Origin of the sequence: Luteibacter aegosomaticola (assembly GCF_023078475.1) — a bacterium.
GTDB lineage: Bacteria > Pseudomonadota > Gammaproteobacteria > Xanthomonadales > Rhodanobacteraceae > Luteibacter > Luteibacter aegosomaticola.
This window is the reverse complement of record NZ_CP095741.1, coordinates 455963-474646: the sequence shown is the minus strand read 5'-3', so window position 1 is coordinate 474646 and position 18684 is coordinate 455963. Positions and strand designations below refer to the sequence as shown.

16 protein-coding genes are annotated in these 18684 nt (G+C 64.3%); 4 read left to right on the top strand and 12 right to left on the bottom strand.

Features of this window, described 5'->3' with window-relative positions; all coding sequences use genetic code 11:
- Positions 1–67: 67 nt before the first annotated feature.
- From L2Y96_RS02135 to L2Y96_RS02115, 5 genes are all read right to left on the bottom strand, one after another.
- On the bottom strand, positions 68–1105 hold the full coding sequence (locus tag L2Y96_RS02135) for a FecCD family ABC transporter permease (RefSeq protein ID WP_247331562.1): 1038 nt from the start codon (positions 1103–1105) through the stop codon (positions 68–70).
- On the bottom strand, positions 1102–1947 hold the full coding sequence (locus tag L2Y96_RS02130) for a heme/hemin ABC transporter substrate-binding protein (RefSeq protein WP_247331560.1): 846 nt from the start codon (positions 1945–1947) through the stop codon (positions 1102–1104). Before L2Y96_RS02130 ends, L2Y96_RS02135 begins: the two co-directional genes overlap by 4 nt.
- The gene (locus L2Y96_RS02125; RefSeq protein ID WP_247331558.1) at positions 1944–3017 is read right to left on the bottom strand and encodes a hemin-degrading factor; all 1074 of its coding nucleotides are present in this window, start codon (positions 3015–3017) and stop codon (positions 1944–1946) included. Before L2Y96_RS02125 ends, L2Y96_RS02130 begins: the two co-directional genes overlap by 4 nt.
- Positions 3018–3029: 12 nt before the next feature.
- Positions 3030–5357: a TonB-dependent hemoglobin/transferrin/lactoferrin family receptor gene (locus L2Y96_RS02120; protein ID WP_247331557.1), complete on the bottom strand. Its 2328-nt coding sequence runs from the start codon at positions 5355–5357 to the stop codon at positions 3030–3032.
- A gap of 272 nt (positions 5358–5629) precedes the next feature.
- Positions 5630–6430, bottom strand: a complete 801-nt coding sequence (locus tag L2Y96_RS02115; protein ID WP_247331555.1) for a hypothetical protein — start codon at positions 6428–6430, stop codon at positions 5630–5632.
- A 177-nt stretch (positions 6431–6607) separates the two neighbouring features.
- On the opposite strand from L2Y96_RS02115, the gene L2Y96_RS02110 reads away from it, so the two are divergent.
- On the top strand, positions 6608–7876 hold the full coding sequence (locus L2Y96_RS02110) for a cation:proton antiporter (protein WP_247331553.1): 1269 nt from the start codon (positions 6608–6610) through the stop codon (positions 7874–7876).
- A 65-nt stretch (positions 7877–7941) separates the two neighbouring features.
- On the opposite strand, the gene L2Y96_RS02105 is transcribed toward L2Y96_RS02110, so the two are convergent.
- The 3 genes from L2Y96_RS02105 to L2Y96_RS02095 form a co-directional block, all read right to left on the bottom strand.
- A complete protein-coding gene (locus L2Y96_RS02105; RefSeq protein WP_247331551.1) occupies positions 7942–8343 on the bottom strand; it encodes a hypothetical protein in 402 nt (133 codons plus the stop codon).
- 50 nt (positions 8344–8393) lie between these two features.
- Positions 8394–9206: an MDR/zinc-dependent alcohol dehydrogenase-like family protein gene (locus tag L2Y96_RS02100; RefSeq protein ID WP_247331549.1), complete on the bottom strand. Its 813-nt coding sequence runs from the start codon at positions 9204–9206 to the stop codon at positions 8394–8396.
- Positions 9207–9328: 122 nt separating this feature from the next.
- Entirely contained in the window at positions 9329–10423 is a 1095-nt protein-coding gene (locus L2Y96_RS02095; RefSeq protein ID WP_247331547.1) for an ABC transporter ATP-binding protein, read from the bottom strand.
- A 221-nt stretch (positions 10424–10644) separates the two neighbouring features.
- On the opposite strand from L2Y96_RS02095, the gene glk reads away from it, so the two are divergent.
- Positions 10645–11688: a glucokinase gene (gene glk, locus L2Y96_RS02090; RefSeq protein WP_247331545.1), complete on the top strand. Its 1044-nt coding sequence runs from the start codon at positions 10645–10647 to the stop codon at positions 11686–11688.
- A 226-nt stretch (positions 11689–11914) separates the two neighbouring features.
- Here glk and L2Y96_RS02085 read toward each other — a convergent pair whose 3' ends face one another.
- The 3 genes from L2Y96_RS02085 to secB form a co-directional block, all read right to left on the bottom strand.
- A complete protein-coding gene (locus L2Y96_RS02085) occupies positions 11915–14926 on the bottom strand; it encodes a DEAD/DEAH box helicase (protein ID WP_247331543.1) in 3012 nt (1003 codons plus the stop codon).
- Positions 14927–15045: 119 nt separating this feature from the next.
- Positions 15046–16083 carry an NAD(P)H-dependent glycerol-3-phosphate dehydrogenase gene (locus L2Y96_RS02080; protein ID WP_247331541.1) on the bottom strand — a complete coding sequence of 346 codons (1038 nt, stop codon included), beginning with the start codon at positions 16081–16083 and terminating at the stop codon, positions 15046–15048.
- 3 nt (positions 16084–16086) lie between these two features.
- Entirely contained in the window at positions 16087–16578 is a 492-nt protein-coding gene (secB, locus tag L2Y96_RS02075) for a protein-export chaperone SecB (protein ID WP_247331540.1), read from the bottom strand.
- 311 nt (positions 16579–16889) lie between these two features.
- Here secB and rpmB point away from each other — a divergent pair, with 311 nt between their 5' ends.
- Entirely contained in the window at positions 16890–17126 is a 237-nt protein-coding gene (gene rpmB, locus L2Y96_RS02070) for a 50S ribosomal protein L28 (protein WP_216156715.1), read from the top strand.
- An 11-nt stretch (positions 17127–17137) separates the two neighbouring features.
- Positions 17138–17302 (top strand): 50S ribosomal protein L33, encoded by a 165-nt coding sequence (gene rpmG / locus L2Y96_RS02065; protein ID WP_045829048.1) that lies wholly within the window; start codon positions 17138–17140, stop codon positions 17300–17302.
- 114 nt (positions 17303–17416) lie between these two features.
- Here the strand turns inward: rpmG and L2Y96_RS02060 are convergent, their stop codons facing one another.
- Entirely contained in the window at positions 17417–18610 is a 1194-nt protein-coding gene (locus L2Y96_RS02060; protein ID WP_247331538.1) for a DesA family fatty acid desaturase, read from the bottom strand.
- Positions 18611–18684 lie beyond the last annotated feature (74 nt).

The window sequence follows — 18684 nt, the reverse complement described above, 5'->3', positions numbered from 1 at the left end:
AGGATCGTGCGGCTCTGGCGAACCACGCCGACGCCTTCGGCCACAAGCAAACCCTGTACGTCGTGGCTCATGACATGGACTCCCCGACCCGGCGGCGCAGCAACAGCCACAGGAAGAACGGGCCGCCGACCAATGCGGTCAGGACGCCGATCGGCAGTTCACCCGGTGCCACCACGGTGCGTGCCAACGCATCGGCAGCGACAAGGAGCGTCGCGCCACCCAGGGCCGAGGCGGGCAGCAGGAAACGGTGGTCGGGGCCGAAGACCATGCGCAGCAGGTGCGGCACAACCAGACCCACGAAGCCGATGACGCCAGTGAAAGCGACCGACGCCCCCACCGAGAGGGCCACCAGTCCGACCAGGAACGGTTGCAGACGCTCTGGCCGGAAGCCAAGCAAGGCCGCCTCGCTGTCGCCGAGCAGGAGCGCATTCAACGCACGAGCCGCACGCGGCAGGCAGAGCAGCGGCAGCACGATCCACGGCGCGACGATGCCGAGCCGCGACCAGCTGGCGCCGCCCAGGCTGCCAAGCGACCAGAAGGTGAGATCACGCAGCTGGTTCTCGTTGGCCAGGTAAGTGAGCAGGCCCACGCCCGCCATGGCGATGGCGTTTATCGCTACGCCGGCCAACAGGAGATTGGCAACGCCAGGCCGACGCTTGCCGAGCAGAAACACCAGCACGGTAGCGACGAGGCCACCGAAAAAGGCGGCGACCGCCACGAGCCATGAACCCGACTGGCCGCCGAGCACAATGGCGGCTACCGCGCCGAGCGCCGCACCCGCCGACACGCCGATCAGACCCGGATCCGCCAGTGGGTTGCGAAACAAACCCTGCATCGTGCTGCCACCGGTCGCCAACGCCGCGCCCACGGCGACGGCGAGCAGCAGACGTGGCACGCGCAACGCAAGCACGATGCTGTCATCGCCACGTGCTGCGGTCCCGTCGATCCAGCGGAGCAACGCGCCGATCACCTCACCTGGCGCGATCGCCATCGCGCCGCGCGTCAGGCTCCACAAAGCCGTCGCGAAAAGCAGCGCGCCGAGTGCGCAAAGCACCACCGGGTGCCCGGTGCGCCGCCGCGGCAATGACGCGGCGACGCTATTCACGGCCTGGCCCAACGCGCCTGCAGCGCCGCTGCGTTCTCTGCCGTGCGCGGACCAAAGCCGAGCAACGCCTGGCCTTCGACGAAGTCGATGCGTTTGGACTTTCCAGCCGGGGTATCGCCCACGCCAGGCATGGCCAGCACGCCAGCGACACCACCGACGGCGTCTTCGCGCTCCTTCATCAGAAGGATCACATCCGGCTTCATCGCCACGAGCGCTTCGGGCGACACCGCCTTGTAACCCGGCACATCAGCCACTGCATTTACGCCACCGGCCAGTGCGATGGCACGATCGGCCGCCGTGTCATGTCCCGCCGCCATCGGACTGCCCTGCCCCGTCGACATCAGGAACACCACGCGCGGGTGATGCGGCATGGCTGCCACCGCTTTTGCGAGTGCGTTGAAGCGCGTCGCCACGTCCGTGGCCAGCGCATCCGCGTCCTTCGTGTGCGCCGTAAGTTCGCCGATGCGGCGGATCTTGGCTTCGATGTCTTCCGGTGTGCGTGAGGCGGGCAGCGTTTCGATGCGCACACCGGCGCTGCGAATCTGCTCGATAGCCGTCGGCGGCCCGGCATCGTGCGTCGCCAGGATCAGGTCGGGACGCAACGCGAGGACGCCTTCAGCGCTGAGCTGACGCACGTAGCCCACGTCCGGCAACGCCTTCGCAGCCTCCGGCCAGGTGCTGGTGCTATCCCTGGCGGCAAGCTCATCCTGGGCATGGATCGCATAGACGATCTCGGTGACGTCGCCACCGAGCGATACGACGCGCGTAGCCGCCGTGGCTACCGCAGCAACGCACGGCAACGCCACGAACGCGGCGGCCAGCAAAAGACGACGCGCGCTCATGCCACCACCTCCACCGTACCGAGCAACGCACGCCAGTCATCCCGCTCGGGAATACCCGGCTTGCGCTTGCCGAACACCTGCACGATCTGCGTGCCATCTTCCGCATACAGCTCCAGCGAGGTCACGACGCCTTCGGGCACCGGCTTGCGCACGATCCAGCTGCTTACGATGGCGTCCGTACGCAGGTGCAGGTTGAAGCTGGGATCCATCACGTTGATCCACGGGCCGGCCATGACGATGTTGTTCACCGGGCCGGTGTGAATCTGCACCACGCCCGGCGAACCGACGAACACCATCAGCGGTGTACCGGTCGCGGCGGCGCCTTCCAGTACGGTACGGATGGCGTTGTTTTGCACCGGCGTCGCGAACTCGCCGCCCACCACACGCAAGGCCTGCGTACGCGTCACCTTGTGCTTCTTCAGCATGGCGAAGAAATCGTGCGGATCGCGCAGCGCGCGCCAGTGGTCCCGCAACGAATCCGCATCCACCTCGCTGTCGGCGAGCGTCTCGGGCAACGGTTGCTCCACGGCCACGATGTCGATCAGCGGCGACTGCACCGCTGCGGTGTAGCGATGCAGGAGCGCACGCCATGCCGAGCGGTTCGTCTCTTCCGTGACATATACCTTGTGCACCGCGGTGCCGTCGCCATCGAAGAACTGCAGGCTCTCCAGCTCGCGACCGCGCGACACTTCCTTCACCGCGAAGCCATAGCGCCAGTGTTTGAGGAACAGCCGCAGGTCGATGTCTTCCGCGAGCACGATGCCCATGACCCCACCGATATCGATGTGGTCGTAGGCACCCTTCTTCTCGTGCACGCAGTAGCTATTGCGGGTCAGGGCCATGACGTGGCCAAGCGCCGGCAGGTCGCGGATGATCGCCGGCAACTCGCCGGCGAGGCGGGTCACGCCATCGCCGACGCGGCTGGCGACCAACGCGCCTTCACTGACGCCCAGCCGCTCGGCCGCATCGCGGGCGCGCAAGCCTGGCTCGGCTTCGCGGAGCTCGCGGTAGCCGGTGATAAGCGCCGGTATATCGATGCGCGGCGCGGTAGCGGTCTGGACATCCTGCATGACGAGCTCTCCTCAGAAGGTGTAACGAGCGGAAACGACAAGCGCGCGGCCCGGCATGGTCAGCCGTTCGATCTGCGCGGTGCGGGCCTGGGCGTCATCGACGCCAGCACCGGTAGCCACGTTGGTGAGCACGCCGCCGTGCAGCGAACCCCAATCCCAGTACTTGCGGTCGGCGATATTGGTGACGCCGGCCATCAGTTCCAGCGGCTCCCACGGCTTCCAGTGCGCGTAGAGATCCAGCGTGGCGTAGCCCGGGGCACGGAAGGTGGTGGTGTCGTCCAGGCGCGACTTGCGCTGCACGCCCTTACCGATCAGTTCGGCGCCCCAGTCCTTCGCGTCATACGCCACGCCAAGCGTCGCGGTGAGCGGGTCCACGCTGTTGAGCGGCGACCAGCCCCCTTCGTAGGTCTTCTTGTCCCCCTTCGACGCGGCGAGATTGCCCTCGACACGCCAGCCGGCCAGCGCATCGCTGAGCGAACCGAGCATCAGGCCACCCGAGGCTTCCACGCCCTTGATCGTCGCCTTCGGGAAGTTCACCGCCTGCATCACGATCAGCAGGTTCTGGCTCACCGCCCACTGCGGCCACTCGTCCTTCGGCAGGGTGAAGCCACCGAAGATGAAGTTGCGGTAGCGGTTGTAGTACGCGCTGGCGCTGAAGTAGCCCAGCTCACCATTGCCGCGCACACCGATCTCGATACCCTTGCTCGTCTCCGGCTTGAGGTTCGGGTTCGGTACGATGCCGTAGAGGCGCGCCGTGCCCCATGCCACCGCCAGTTCGTTGTACAGGGGCGGGCGGAAGCCCTGACTGTAGTTGCCGAACAGCTCGATGTTGTCGTTCAGCGACCAGGTCACACCCAGCTTCGGCGAGAAGCGGTTTTTCTTCACGTCATCCAGGCCTTCCTGCACGAAGGAGCTCTGGTAGTACGGATCGTTCTGGTCCGGCTTGAACGCGTAGTGATCCCAGCGCACGCCCGGGGTGATACGCAGGCGGCCGTCGAGCAGCGCGATCTCGTCCTGCGCGAACACGGCGTAACGGTCCGTGTCGTTGCGCGGGAAGAAGCGCAGCGGGTAGTTCTCCGGCATGTACGGCGAGCTGCTGGAAGTCACGCCGGTCGCGAGGTTCGTGCCTTCACCGCCGAGCTGACCTGTCGGCGTGGTGCGCGACGCCTCGATACCGTAAGCGATGTGCTGCTGCACGCTGCCCGAGTCGATCGTCTTGCCGAGCGTCAGGTGGCCGCCGTAGACCTTCTCGTTGAGATCGCTGAGGTAGAGGCGGTCATACGTCGCGTTGCGCGTCGGCACGTTGGCCAGCGTGCGCGTCTGCGATTCGGTTTCGGACTTCTGGTAGTACGCATCCCATTCGAGGGTGTCGGCGATACCCATGTCGATCGTCGGGAAGCGCTGGCCCACCGATACGCGCTGGCGGGTCGCACGGTCGTTCGCGGTGTCGGTCAGCAGACGCGTGGTGCCGGCCTGGCCCACGGCGCTGAGCACGTTGGTATCGACGTTGTTGCGGTAGAAGTCGGCCGTGACACGATCTTCGCGGCCGCTGTTCGCCACGTGGACGTACTTGGCGAGGATGCTGGTGGTGTTCTGGGTAAGCGGATCCGGGCGCGTGCGCGTGTAGTTCTGCGCGGCGACATCGCCCTTGTTGCTCAGGTCGTGGCCTTCGATGTGGTTGGCCACGATCACCAAGCCGTTATCCGGGCGGCCGCCGGCGAGGGTGAGCGAGGTACCCAGCGAACGGTCGGCGCTGTCATAGCGCTCACGCACGGACACGTAGGTGTCCTTGCCGTCCTTCAGGTAATCGGCCGGGTCCTTGGTGGTGTAGCGCACGGTGCCGCCGAGCGAATCCGAGGGATTCAGCGCCGAGGCGGGGCCACGGGTGATTTCCACGGCCTTGAGCGTATCGGGGTCGACGAAGCTGCGGCCCGCGCGCATACCGGTGGTCGAGAAGCCGAACGAGCTGGATGCCGGCACGCCATCGGTGAGGATGGAGACGCGGTTACCGTCCAGGCCACGGATGTTGTAGCTATCGAGGCCCCAACGGCCGGCCGTGCCGACGACCGAGACGCCCGGTTCGTACTTCACCAGGTCACGGATGTTGGCCGCGAGGTGGCGATCCATCTTCTGACGGTCGATGACGGTGACCGTGGCCGGGACGTCGAAGCGCAGGGACGAGCCGATGGCCGTCACGGTGATCCGAGGCAGTTCGTCGGTCGTCGTCGCCGCCATGGGCGTAGCCGGGGCGTCGGCGGCGTGGGCGCCTTCGGCCGCGGTGGCACAGAGCAGCGCCGCGCCAACGGCAGCGGCGAGGAGGTTCTTCCGGGTGGCGAACACGTGGTTCTTCCTTCGCTAGGGATCGGGAGCTTGCGAAGGAGGAACGAGCCTCCGGGCTGGCGGCCGGGGTTATCGGGGGGTGGTGTGCCGCCTCTTTATGGGCAGCTACCGCCTAGCTTATTGAGAATGGATCGCATTCGCAACATGAGATGAAACTCAGGCCTCTCAGGCGGTCCTGGTGTGCGCTCGTAACGTCACGCATTGGTTAGGTCGCCCACAACTGCATGTTGCGAACCGAGCCGTGCTAGCCGAACTACCCCGGAGCTATCCGCTTATTCGCACGACTCTTTGACGAAGGCCGGAAAGAACATAACTTCATTACCGCTGATGATCGCCCCTGGAATATCCGCGCAGGCCGTAACAAGTGCCTGGAATCTACTAGCGTATCCCGAAGAATCAGCCGACCACCGTGAAACCGCCGGAACGCAAAGCCAGTCAACGTCCGAATAGCTCACCGGACCAGATCCGAACCCCGGATCTGCCACCCCGTCCATACCGACCCTTTCCTCACGGAGCCAGGACCGTTCGTCATACACAGATCTATCACCCCGGTACTTAACGCACACGTCGAGTACGCCATCTGATGCATGCTCCGCGTTCACGATTGCCCGAAGAAACGATCTCGTAGCGTCGGTATTCACTGAGCGATCATCGCTCCCTGATGCGTTGGAAAGGTCTTGGGCGTGGGAAGCGAACCTCAAGCCTAGCCCGAGACGATTCAGTTCACCGATCAGCTGCGGGGAGAGAGTTCCGCCCGCATCGAGAACCCGCCCAAAGTCGATGGACACCTCAGCGTTGTCACCCAGTTCCTCTAATTGCCGAAACAGGTTTCGATGGTCGGATAGCTCACGCAACGCTTTTTCCAGGGCATCCGCCAGTGAGACGCCACCACCCTGGAAAAGATCGAAAATCGCAAACGAGTTTTCTCGAAATCCAGCCATGTGCTCCCCATCAGGGCTGAACCGGTGATCTCCCGGCCCCCAACAAAAACTTGCCCGACGTCCCAGGGCGAGCTCGAAATCGTCGACGGTCAGATGCGTACTCTTCAGTCGGAGGCTGATCGTGATGGTCATTGATGCGATCCAAGAATTCCTTAACCGGACACCACGCTATTAATACCAGCCCCAGGCGCCCCCAGCCCATCCGAAACCACAAAGGCAACGGGCAGCATTCGTTTACGAACGGAAAGTCCGAATTGACTGCCAGGACCATCAGGGGCAGGATCGCAACGATCTTCAGGGGAGGAAGTCATGGGTCACCCACTGCTACTGGTGCAATTACTGGTCATCCTGCTCGTGTCGCGAGCGGTGTCATGGCTCCTTCGCTACCTTGGGCAGCCGGCGGTGATTGGCGAGATGATCGCAGGCTTGGTGATGGGCCCCATGGTCTTCGGTGCGCTGGCCCCAGATGCGCAAGCTGCGCTGTTCCCCAAAGAGAGCCTGTCCTCGCTTAACAGCCTGAGCACCCTCGGGCTCGTTCTGTTCATGCTCGTCGTCGGCGCCGAGCTGCGTCTGCCTGGTGGACTCAAGGCGCAGCTGAAGACCGCAGGCTGGATCGGTGGGCTCGCTGTACTGCTTCCCATGATTCTCGGGTTTGCTGCCGCTCCGCTGCTCTACGATGGCTTCGCGCCCGCTGGCGTCGGGTTCTTCCCCTTCGCCGCCTTCATGGCCACGGCCGGCGCGATTACCGCCCTTCCCGTGATGGCTCGCATCCTCAAGGATCGAAACCTCACGGATAGCTTGCCGGGACGCCTGGGAATCGGGGCCGCCGCGCTCGCCGATGCGCTCGCCTGGCTCTTGCTGGCCGTCGTGGTTGCCCTCATCAGCGCCCACGGGGATTGGATGCCGTTCTGGCGCACGGCTATTGGCCTCGTTGCGCTGACCGTGATCGCGTTTGGCATCATCCGGCCGCTGAGCCAGCGTCTCCTCGATCGACATGCTCCCGATGGTAAGCCGGATCGCGCGGTACTAGCTTTTCTGTTGATCGGCGCGCTGGCCTTCGCTGCGGCGACCGAGTGGCTGAACCTTCACGCGGTTTTCGGCGCTTTCGTTTTTGGCCTGAGCCTGCCGCGTGACGATCGTCTTCTCAAGTCACTGATCGAGCGTATTGAGTACGTCGCGATCGTGGCCCTGCTTCCCGTCTTCTTCGTCCTCGCAGGGCTAAGCACGACCGCGCATATGTCCGGGGCCGACGCTGGCATTGCGCTATTGCTCGTGTTGGGCGTGGCGATCATCGGCAAGCTGGTCGGTGGTACGGCGGGCGCTCGGATCTCTGGCCTGTCCTGGCGCAACAGCTTTGCCGTGGGCTCCCTGATGAACGCCCGGGGCCTCATGGAACTTATCGTGATGAAGGTGGGACTGGATGCCGGCGTGATCGACCAGCGCATGTTCACACTGCTCCTTATCATGGCCATCGTGACCACCATGATGACGACGCCGATGGTGTTGGCCTTTACGCGCAGCAGGAAAGATGCGACCGAAGTGTCGTCGTATGGGCACAAGCTCCGTGACCAGGAGTAAATCGGGCTGCGAGCCTGATGCCCATGGCGTGCACCAGGTACCGCGCACCTACGAGTGAGGCAGTGTCACCCTTGGTGGCCTGAGCGGCGGAGCCGTTCAGCCTGGAACTGAAAGTTGATGACTGGTTCGTCGAGCAGCGCTTTCGGCACCGGGATCCCAAAAGATCCAATCTCAAGGCATTGCGGCACACCAGACGCCAGGAATAGGAGGAAATCCAGTCCTCCGGGGGCATCTTTATGAGATGCACCCATGCCTTGATGCGTCGGTGGCGAGCTGACCGGTAATCCTTCGGCTGGCGAAAAGTAGACAAACCGGCCGACGCACATGTCTTTATCAGACACATCTTCGCTCCACTCTCGCCGGTCGACATCCAGCCCAGTCACGATTGGGCCTACGTCAGGTGCAGGGACGCCGAGCACAACCAATATCTCTGAAAGCGCCTTGCGCTCGATATCCGTCATCTTCATGGGATAAACGCCGCTCCAATGGTGAACTCCCTTGGGACGCCCTCGCATTCTTATAGAATAACGGCTGCGAGACTGCGTCCAACTTCGGTGGATGTGCCAGCTTCGTAGTCCAGGCGAAATAGCCGAGGCATGTTGCCACCCTGGATGACAGCAAACCCCGAACGCCCCTCTTTTTCGGCCAAGACGTAATAGTTAGCCTCGTCGCACGCGACCAGCCGAATGTGGCGCGGATCGTAAATGATCAGGCCGCCACTCCCCGTCCATGCGCTGAGAACCTGAAGATAGTCATCCGGCAGCGCCGCATCAATGCGGCCACTGTTCAGCTCGCTGTTCCAGGCTTTCCAGATACTAGATGGGATGTTGCCCGGCGGATTCGCGGGCGATCCGTCGAAGGCCACAGTCTTCGCGGACGCTTCCGCCGTCAACGCTATCTCTGGCTCGATCTCGCTGGGATCTCTCCAAAGATTGACCTTGATTACTCGCAGATATTTCGCAAACCGACTTGTCCCACCTGGCGGCCTCGAAAACACCATCGAGAAGAGTTGCCCATCGACCATCGACACACGTGCCGAGTTCGGTTGACTCCCTCCGTCGACGACGAAATGAACATCCGCAAGATCGAGCTCTCCCAGCAAAGGAAACAGCAAAGCATCTGGAAACTGGGCCCGCCCACGCCGCATGCAGTAAAGATCGACCTCTTTTCCCTTCGCCAGCCGCTGAACGCGATTGATCACTGCAATCTGTGTGCGAAGCCGTTGCTGGGTTGCATCGCATGTTGCCTGAACGACCGCATCCAGGATCAACCGCTCGAGCGCAGTAAACGGATAGTCCGGTCGGATCAGCCTAATTAAGCTACGCATCATTTGCAGTCGCATCCAGGCTAGCTTATGACGTGATCACGGCTCATCAACCCGCTGGCGAAGAGGCCACGAAGGGCTCGAGGCACACGGCAACCATCGCTGACCAAAGATCAGCGTAGCAGCCATCACAACGAAATACGCGCCGTGGTCTCGGGATCAAAGAAGTGCAGCCGTTCCGCATTGAAACCGAGGCCTACATCGGTACCCGGCTGGATCGACGAGTGCGGCGGCACGCGCGAGACCAGCTCTTCGCCGGCGTGGCGCATGTTGAGGAACACTTCGTTGCCCACCGGTTCGACGACTTCGACATGCGCGCGCAGGCGCTCGTCGATTCCAGCGTGGTCCGCCACTGTCAGCAGGTCTTCCGGGCGCAGGCCGACGATGAGTGGCTTGTCGATGTACGCATCGAGTGCGGGTGAATCGACGCCGAGCGCGATGCTACCGTCCTTCATGACCAGCTGCAGGCCGTTCTCGCGGCGCAGCGTGCCGTGGAACAGGTTCATCGCCGGGCTGCCGAGGAAGCCGGCGACGAACAGATTGGCCGGCTTGTTGTAGAGGTTCATCGGCGTGTCGAGCTGCTGAATCACGCCACCATTCAGCACCACGATGCGCTGGCCGAGGGTCATGGCCTCGATCTGGTCGTGGGTGACGTAGACCATGGTGGCGCCGACGCGGCGATGGATGCGGGCGATTTCCACACGGGTGGACAGGCGCAGCTTGGCGTCAAGGTTCGAGAGCGGCTCGTCGAGCAGGAACACCGAGGGATCGCGCACGAGCGCACGGCCCAGGGCCACGCGCTGCCGCTGTCCACCCGAAAGCGCGGCCGGACGGTGATCGAGGCGTTCGTTCAGGCCGAGCATGTCGGAGGCATCGGCCACGCGGCGATCCACTTCCGCCTTGTCGACACCGCGCAGGCGCAGGCCGAAGCCCAGGTTCTCGCGCACGGTCATGTGCGGATACAGCGCGTAGTTCTGGAACACCATCGCGATATCGCGATCCTTCGGTGCCACGTCGTTCACCACGCGGTCACCGATGGTCATGGTGCCCCCGGAGATCGATTCCAGGCCGGCGATCATGCGCAGCAAGGTGGTCTTGCCGCAGCCCGAGGGGCCTACCAGCACCAGGAGCTCGCCATCGGCGATCTCGAAACTTGCCTCTTTCAGGGCCACGTGGCCATTGGGATAAACCTTACGCACCTTGTCGAGGCGGACCGCTGCCATCAGAACTCTCCGAATATGCCAGCCCTGCCCGCAAACGCGTGCCAAGGACCCGGCTGATAGGGTATTCTGCCAACGTAATCGTTTACGTCAAAGTGTCGGATCCACGGCCCCTCACAGGACTCCCCGGCCGTGTCAACGGAGTGAAGAGCAAACCGTCACTAGACGTCTGGCCCCGCAAGAGGCACCCTTGCGGGCTTCCGTGACACGACAGGTTTCTCATCATGGCTAACGTTAGCGCCGCGGCGCCGACCCTGCTCGCCGACCTCGGCGGCACGAATGTCCGCTTTGGCATCGCCCACCCGGAAGAAGACCAACCCCTCGTCCAGGAAAGCATCCGCCGCTACCACGTGAAGGACTACGCCTCGCTGGCCGACGCCGCAAAGCAGTACTTCAAGGAAACGGGCCACCAGGCCCAGCGGGCGATCATCGCCGCCGCCGGCCGTATCGATAACGGCGAGACCGTCAAGGTCACGAACAACCCCTGGGCCATCAACGCCAAGTCGCTCGCCGGCGAACTGGACCTCGAATGGGTCCACCTGGTGAACGACTTCGCGGCGCAGTCCATGGCCGTGATGCTCATGAGCCCGGACAAGGTCATCGATGACAAGGGCACCACCGAGCTCATGGCGGTCGGCAACGTCGCCGTGCCGCGCATTGGCGCGAAGGAAGAGCAGACCTTTGTCGTGGTCGGCCCGGGCACCGGCCTGGGTGTCGGCGGCCTGCTGATCCGCGGTGACAAGGTCAGCGTGCTGCAGACCGAAGGCGGCCACGCCGGTTTCGCCGCGCACAGCGCCGAAGACATCGAGATCCTGAAGGTGCTGAACCTGCGTTACGGCCGCGTCTCCAACGAGCGCCTGATCAGCGGCGGGGGCCTGCAGAACCTGTACACGGCGATCTGCGAGATCTCGGGCCAGAAGCCCGATGAAAAGATCACGCCGGAAGAGATCACCAAGCGCGCCACCGACGGCACCTGCCCGATGTGCCAGCGCGCCGTCGAGACCTTTGCGGGCATCTTCGGCAGCGTCGCGGGCGATCTCGTGCTCACCCTGGGCGCGTGGGACGGCGTGTACCTCACCGGCGGCATGACCCCGATCCTGATCCCCTGGATCCAGAAGCACTTCCGCGAGCGCTTCGAAGCCAAGGGCCGCTTCCGCGACACGATGGAACAGGTACCGACCCAGGCCATCATGAACCCGGAACCGGGCCTCATCGGCGGCGCTGCCCTCGCCATCGTCGAGGCTGGCGGTACCCCGCTCCGTCGCTGATCGCGCGCAAGCGCGACCTAGCAAACAAAAACGCCGCGGTGCCATGCGCCGCGGCGTTTTTTGTTGGACTGGGGCGATCGCGCGCAAGCGCGCTCCTACAAAAGCCTGCGCAGGTCTTGTGTAGGAGCCCACCCTGTGGGCGACGCCGTTCGCGGAAGAGCGGCAGGAGCTGTGGCGTTGTCGCGAAAGATGTCGCCCACAGGGTGGGCTCCTACACGCGCGATGATTAGCTTGAGGGGGCTAGTAGCGCGTCCAGGTCGCTTTCGTCGAAGCTCAGGCGTTCGCGGCTGCCGCCGCCTTCGAGGACGGCGTCGGCGAGCTGGGCTTTGCGGGCTTTCAGTTCTTCGATGCGCTCTTCGACGGTGCCGGCGGTGATCAAGCGGTATACGAAGACCGGCTTGTCCTGGCCGATGCGGTGTGCACGATCGCTTGCCTGTGCTTCGGCCGCGGGGTTCCACCACGGGTCGTAGTGGATGACGGTGTCGGCACTGGTGAGGTTGAGGCCCACGCCGCCGGCTTTGAGCGACAGGAGGAACAACGGCACCTCGCCATCCTGGAAACGCTGCACAGGTTCCGCGCGATCGCGCGTTTCACCGGTAAGCGTCACGTAGCTGAGGCGACGACGATCCAGCTCATTGGCGATGAGCTTGAGCATCTCGGTGAACTGACTGAACAACAGTACGCGCCGGCCTTCGGCCAGCAACGCGGGCAGCATGTCCATCAGCAGTTCGAACTTCGCCGATTCACGTACGCCACGCGCAGCTTCGAGCTTCACGAGGCGCGGGTCGCAGCAGACCTGACGCAGCTTCAACAGCGCATCGAGCACGACGATGCCGCTGTGCGCGATACCGCGCTGTGCGATGACCTCGCGCAGCTCTTCGGCAAGCGACAGGCGCAGGCTTTCGTACAGATCGCGCTGGCGCGGCTCCATAACCACGCGGCGCGTGATCTCGGTCTTTGCAGGCAGCTCCGACGCGACCTGCGCTTTCGTACGGCGCAGGATGAACGGTGCGATGCGCCGGTTGAGGCGCTCCTGCACGTCGGTGTCCTGATGCTTCTCGATCGGCGCGCGATAGTGACGACGGAACGCGCCTTCATCACCGAGCAAGCCGGGTACCGCAAGATCGATCTGCGACCACAACTCGCCGAGATGATTTTCCAACGGCGTGCCGGTGAGGCACAGGCAACGCGGGATCTTCAGTGCAAGCAGGGCGCGGCGCGCCTGCGTGCGCGGATTCTTCACCTGCTGCGCTTCGTCGAGCACCACGAGCGAGAACGGCTGCTTCTTCAGCGCCTCCACATCGCGCGGCAGCAGCGCGTACGTGGTGAGGATGACGTCGTTCTCCGCCATGCGGGTGAACGTTTCCGCACGCTGCGGGCCATGCAGCGCCAGCAGGCGCAAGCTCGGCGCGAAACGCGCGACTTCGGAAGCCCAGTTCGGGACCAGGCTGGTCGGCACGACGACGAGCGCCGGCGCTTCCAGTTGGCCGCTTTCCTTCAGCGCCAGCAGATGCGTGATGAGCTGCAGCGTCTTGCCGAGGCCCATGTCGTCGGCGAGCACACCACCGGTACCGGCTTCAGCGAGCGCATTCATCCAGCGCAGGCCGTCGCGCTGGTAACCGCGAAGTTCGGCTTGAAGGTTTTCGGGCACGGCATCGCTGGCACGCTCAGCGGCTTCGCGCAGACGCTTGGTGAAGCCGCGCAGGCGCTCCGGCGCTTCGAACGAACCGCCGCTGGGCAACGCCTGCACGAGCTCTTCGAGACGGCCCGCCTGCACGCGCGGCAGGTGCAGCTGTTGGCGCGGCTTCTCGAGGTACTCGGCCAGCGGCGCAAGCAGGTCGCGCAGTTCTTTCAGACGCACCGGCACGCGGCGGCGATCATCGACCGGCGCATACCACACGGAATCTTCCGCCTCACCCGGCATCGGGCTGAGGCTTAGCTGATGCTCGGCCAGCGCCTGCGCCACGGCGGGCAGCAGGTTCACACGTTTGCCTTCCACCTCGATACCGATCTCGAGATCGAACGCGCGGTCCGCATCATCCTCGCGCGCCTGCCCGTACCAGTGCACCGGGCCTTCCAGCACCTCGAACGGGAAGCTGGGCGCGTAATCGAGCATGAAGCCATCGGCTTCGAGCTTCGGCCGCAGCGCCAGCCAGCGTGCGGGCGTGTTCACTTCGAGCGCGCCGGCGTAACCCTTGCCGGGGAACAGCCACGCGTCGTCAGGCAGCGTGTCGGCCATATCCCACGGCAGACCTTCGGTATCCACGGCGGGATTCAGGCCAGCGGTTTCCAGCGTTTCCATGCTGGCGAGTTCTTCGGCGCGACGGCGGGTGATTTCGAGCAGCACACCGTTGCGCACGCGGCGCACCAACGGCTCACCACCACGACCCGGCAAGCGCTCGCCCGCGTAATCGAACGAGAGACGCCCGTAGGCCAGGGGCGGCGTACCGGCGGCGAGGCGAGCGTGGCGCGTCAGCGCATGCAAGGTGAGGACCGGACGCGGCGAGACCTCCGCGCGGCGCATCTCGCCGAATACCTGCGGGGCCGGGATGCGCTCGCTCAGGCCAGCATCGCCGAGGCCAGAAACAAACGTACCGGTGCTCTCGGGCGGCAGCGGCGGCAGATCGAGCCAGCCGCTTTCGGACGGATCGCTTTCCAGCGGGCCGACTTCGGCGTGTTCGGCATCGAGGAACCACAAGGTGCCGACGCGGAACAGGCGCTGGCTGGCCGGCACATCCGGCAGGAGCTTCTGGCCGCCGTCTTTCTCGACGTTCCAGCGCCAGCGCAGGGCATGCGGGGCGCCGCGCGAGAGACGCAGGCCGGCCACGCCACCGAAGAAGCACGGCGCAGCATCGAGGATCTGGGCGAGCAACTGGTCGCCAAGCAGGCCAGCGAAGCGAGCGTAGCTGCGGCTCTTGCGCAGGGTCTGCGGCAGGCCGAGCACGGTGGCGGCGAGCCGCTTCTCATCGATGTTGAGAACGGACTCAGGCAAATGGCGGCTATCGAGCGGCAGGGGACGCGAGAAACGCCCGTCTTCGCCCAGGGTCAGCAGGACCGGCGCCACATCCAGGCGCGCAGCCGGCTCGTGGTCGTCATTGACGCCCTCGAGGAAGAAGCCAAGGACGGTGCGATCCGCCGAGGGGGCCTTGGGCGTGATGCCGCCCAGGGCGCGTTGCCACGCCACCGGGAGGTCACCCGCCGGTTCGGCTCGCCTGCGCTTGTCGTCCGGTTGATGCATCCGTATCGGCCTTGCCTGCGCGACCAAAACAGGAAGCTTAGCAAACGCACGGTGACGTGCCCGTAGGACTTTTTACCCGGGACCGTCAGGGTTCAGCGAAGCGGGAGGTCAGTGAACCCCTACACGCGGCGGCCGGCGAAGAGATCCACCGGGTATTCCGCCTTCTGTTCACGCCCCATCAGCCGGCGCACGCCTTCTTCCGGGGTGACCTTGCCATGGAGTACATCGCGGACGGCGGCCGAAATCGGCAGATCCAGGCCATGCTTGGCCGCCAGGCGGTCCACTTCATCGGCGGTGACCACGCTTTCGACCACCTGGCCGATCTGGCGAACCGCTTCCTGAAGGGGGATGCCCTTACCCAGGGCAAGGCCCAGCCGGCGGTTGCGGGACAGATCGCCCGTGCAGGTCAGGACGAGATCGCCCAGGCCCGCCAGGCCCATCAGGGTTTCAGCGCGAGCGCCCAGGGCTACGCCCAGGCGGAGCATCTCGTTCATGCCGCGAGTGATCAGGCCGGCGCGGGCGTTGAGGCCCAGTTCCATGCCATCGGCCACGCCCGTGGCCACGGCCAGCACGTTCTTCATGGCACCGCCCAGTTCCGCGCCCAGGATGTCGTGGCCGGTGTAGGCACGAAAATTCGGAGCGTGGAGCAAAACCGCCAATTCCTTGCCGAACGCCTCGTCGGTGGCATGCACCGTCACGGCGCTGGGCAGGCCAGCCGTCACTTCGCGGGCGAACGACGGGCCGGTGACGACCGCCGCGGGGTGCCCGGGCAGTTTTTCGTTCACCAGCTCGTGCAGGAAGCGGCCCGTGCCGGTCTCGAAACCCTTGGTAGCCCAGGAAATCCGGGCACCGGGGTCAAGCATCGGGATGATCTCGTCGAGGACCGAGGCAAACGCATGGCTGGGGACCACGATGAGCACGATGCCCGCGCCGCGCACGGCGGTAGCGAGATCGGCCTCGTAGGCCAGCTCGGGCGGCAGGTCGAGATCCGGGAGGTAGCGCAGGTTACGCCGCGCCGAGGCCATCTCGGCCAGGGCGGCGGCGTCACGTCCCCACAGGCGCGTGGGGACGTCGTTACGCGCCAGCAGGGCGGCCAGTGCGGTGCCCCAGGACCCGGCACCGAGGACGGCGACGGTGGGTCGGGAAGGCGCGGTCACGGCTTAGCTATTGAGCGTATGGGTACCGGCGCCTTCGACCTGCTGGCGCTGCTGCTCGGCGTACAGGGCGTCGAAGTTGATCGGCTGGAGCAGGAACGGCGGGAAGCCACCTTCCTGGATCATGGCCGAGACCATCTGGCGGCCGTACGGGAACAGCAGGTTCGGGCAGTACGAACCGAGGATGCCGTCGCGGTCTTCGTCGGTGAAGCCGGCGATACCGAAGATGCCGGCCTGGTGCACTTCGGCCAGGTAAGCGGTGCGCTCGCCCAGGGCGCAGGTGAGCGTGAGCGACAGGACCACTTCGAACAGATCGTTGCCGAGGTCGACGGCCTTGTGGCCCAGGTTCAGCTGGACCTGCGGCTGGGCTTCAGTCTCACCCATCTCCTGGAAAATCTGCGGCGCGTTCGGGGCTTCGAACGAAGCATCCTTCACGTAGATCTTCTGCAGCACGAGCTGGGGCTGGCCGGCCTGGCCGTTGGCGGTGATGTCTGCCATGGTCTGTTCCTCGAAAATAGGCGTCGTTGGGTAAGGATTCACGCCAGCGGCGCGAAAGCCGGGATTGTTTCACACAACCCGGGCAAGCGCACATCCTGCTTGCGTGAAGCGGGGGTGATCTGGGAGAATGCCCGGCTCCCCTATGCCAACCCGCTTTGTCGGGCAGGCCCATCACGCGATGTGGGCCTCGAACTGGTGGGATAGCTCCAACTCCAGCCATCGCGTGGCACCCCTGTTTCCACGGGCCGTGTCGCTGGGCCGTTGCCTCCCTGGCCAAAGGGTGGTCAAACCGAATCTATAAGGAGGCCCACATGGCCCGTAGATGCCAAGTCACCAATAAGGGTGTGCAGACCGGTAACAACGTCTCGCACGCGAACAACAAGACCCGTCGCCGCTGGTTGCCGAACCTGCACGAGCGTCGCTTCTGGGTCGCCAGCGAGAACCGTTGGGTCAAGCTGCGCGTTTCTAACCACGCCCTGCGCACCATCGACAAGAACGGCATCGAAGCCGTGCTGGCCGACCTCCGTGCCCGTGGCGAGAAGATCTAAGGAGTCCGACAATGGCTGGCAAGCGCGATAAGATTCGCCTGATCTCCTCTGCGGGTACCGGGCACTTCTACACCACGGATAAGAACAAGAAGAACACGCCGGAAAAGATGCTGATCAAGAAGTACGATCCCGTCATCCGGAAGCACGTGGAATACAAGGAAGGCAAGATCAAGTAATTGATCTGCGAAGAAACCCGCCGAAAGGCGGGTTTTTTTCGCCCATCGACATCGCATGGGTACAAAAAAAGCCCGCCAGATGGCGGGCTTTTTTTTCATCGCATGCTGGGAGGATTACGCGCCGACGGCGGAGTAACCCTTCAGCCGCTGGGCGAACTGCTGCAGCGAGCGGATGCCGCTTTCCTCGGCTTCGTGGATCCACTGCTGGAGCGCGCTGAGTGCCTTGTCGGCACCACGCTCTTCCATCAGCGCCATGAGGCGTGCGCGGAAATCACAAACGGTCTGCAGCGCCGGGCGGTTGGCCAAAGCGGCATGCATGCGCTCGCGGGCATCGTTATCGAGCCAGCGGCCGCCATCAGCCAGGGCGCGGCGCAGGCGACGCGGCACGGACTTCATGCGATCGCCGGCCTGCTCCATCTCTTCGCGCATCGTCGGAAGGATGACGTTGCGGTAGTAGTCAGTGGTGGCCTGGAAGCGCAGGGTGAGCACGCCCTTCAGCGTTTCCGCATCGGGCAGATGCACGTTCGGGCGCAGGTTGAGCGTGGGTGCCACGCGCAGCACCTTGGCCATGCGCACCGTACGCAGCGCGCAGATCACCGCCCAGCCGATATCGAACTCCCACTTGCGCAGGGCGAACTTCGCCGAGCTCGGGAAAGCGTGGTGGTTGTTGTGCAGCTCTTCGCCACCGATCCAGAAGCCCCACGGCGAGATGTTCGTGGCCGTGTCGCTGCTTTCAAAATTGCGGTAACCCCACCAGTGGCCAATGCCGTTGACGAAACCGGCGGCCCAGAACGGGATCCAGAGCATCTGCACCGCCCACAACGCCATACCAATCACGCCGAACAGCGAGACGTTGATGATGGCCATGAGCACGGGACCCCAATAGGGATGCTTGCCGAACAGGTGGCGCTCGAACCAGTCATCGGGGGTGCCTCTGCCGTACTTCTCCATGTCGGCCTTGTTGTAGCTGGCCTCACGGTAGAGCGACACGCCATCCAGGAACACCTTCTTGATGCCGAAGATCTGCGGGCTGTGCGGATCTTCCTCGGTCTCGACCTTGGCGTGGTGCTTGCGATGGATCGCGACCCACTCCTTCACGACCATGCCGGTGGTGAGCCAGCCCCAGAAGCGGAAAAAGCCGTTGAGCGTCCAATGGAAATCGACGCCGCGATGGGTGGCGCTGCGGTGGTAGTACAGCGTCACCGTAAAGATGGTGAGCTGGGTGACCACGAGCATATAGACCAGCATTTCACCCCACGACGCGCGGGAGAAGCCGTTGGCCAGGAAGTCGAGCACCGTGTCGAACATCGAGTCGTTACCGCTTGGGTAGTGAAGGGGATGTACAGTTGTGCAGTCTATATGCGGGGTTCCGTACCTGCCAG

Excerpts from the sequence above, each read along its gene's own strand:
- L2Y96_RS02130 (WP_247331560.1), bottom strand. The coding sequence starts at position 1,947 with ATGAGCGCGCGTCGTCTTTTGCTGGCCGCCGCGTTCGTGGCGTTGCCG.
- L2Y96_RS02125 (WP_247331558.1), bottom strand. The coding sequence starts at position 3,017 with ATGCAGGATGTCCAGACCGCTACCGCGCCGCGCATCGATATACCGGCG.
- L2Y96_RS02115 (WP_247331555.1), bottom strand. The coding sequence starts at position 6,430 with ATGACCATCACGATCAGCCTCCGACTGAAGAGTACGCATCTGACCGTC.
- L2Y96_RS02110 (WP_247331553.1), top strand. The coding sequence starts at position 6,608 with ATGGGTCACCCACTGCTACTGGTGCAATTACTGGTCATCCTGCTCGTG.
- L2Y96_RS02105 (WP_247331551.1), bottom strand. The coding sequence starts at position 8,343 with ATGAAGATGACGGATATCGAGCGCAAGGCGCTTTCAGAGATATTGGTT.
- L2Y96_RS02100 (WP_247331549.1), bottom strand. The coding sequence starts at position 9,206 with ATGATGCGTAGCTTAATTAGGCTGATCCGACCGGACTATCCGTTTACT.
- L2Y96_RS02095 (WP_247331547.1), bottom strand. The coding sequence starts at position 10,423 with ATGGCAGCGGTCCGCCTCGACAAGGTGCGTAAGGTTTATCCCAATGGC.
- glk (WP_247331545.1), top strand. The coding sequence starts at position 10,645 with ATGGCTAACGTTAGCGCCGCGGCGCCGACCCTGCTCGCCGACCTCGGC.
- L2Y96_RS02085 (WP_247331543.1), bottom strand. The coding sequence starts at position 14,926 with ATGCATCAACCGGACGACAAGCGCAGGCGAGCCGAACCGGCGGGTGAC.
- secB (WP_247331540.1), bottom strand. The coding sequence starts at position 16,578 with ATGGCAGACATCACCGCCAACGGCCAGGCCGGCCAGCCCCAGCTCGTG.
- rpmB (WP_216156715.1), top strand. The coding sequence starts at position 16,890 with ATGGCCCGTAGATGCCAAGTCACCAATAAGGGTGTGCAGACCGGTAAC.
- rpmG (WP_045829048.1), top strand. The coding sequence starts at position 17,138 with ATGGCTGGCAAGCGCGATAAGATTCGCCTGATCTCCTCTGCGGGTACC.
- L2Y96_RS02060 (WP_247331538.1), bottom strand. The coding sequence starts at position 18,610 with ATGTTCGACACGGTGCTCGACTTCCTGGCCAACGGCTTCTCCCGCGCG.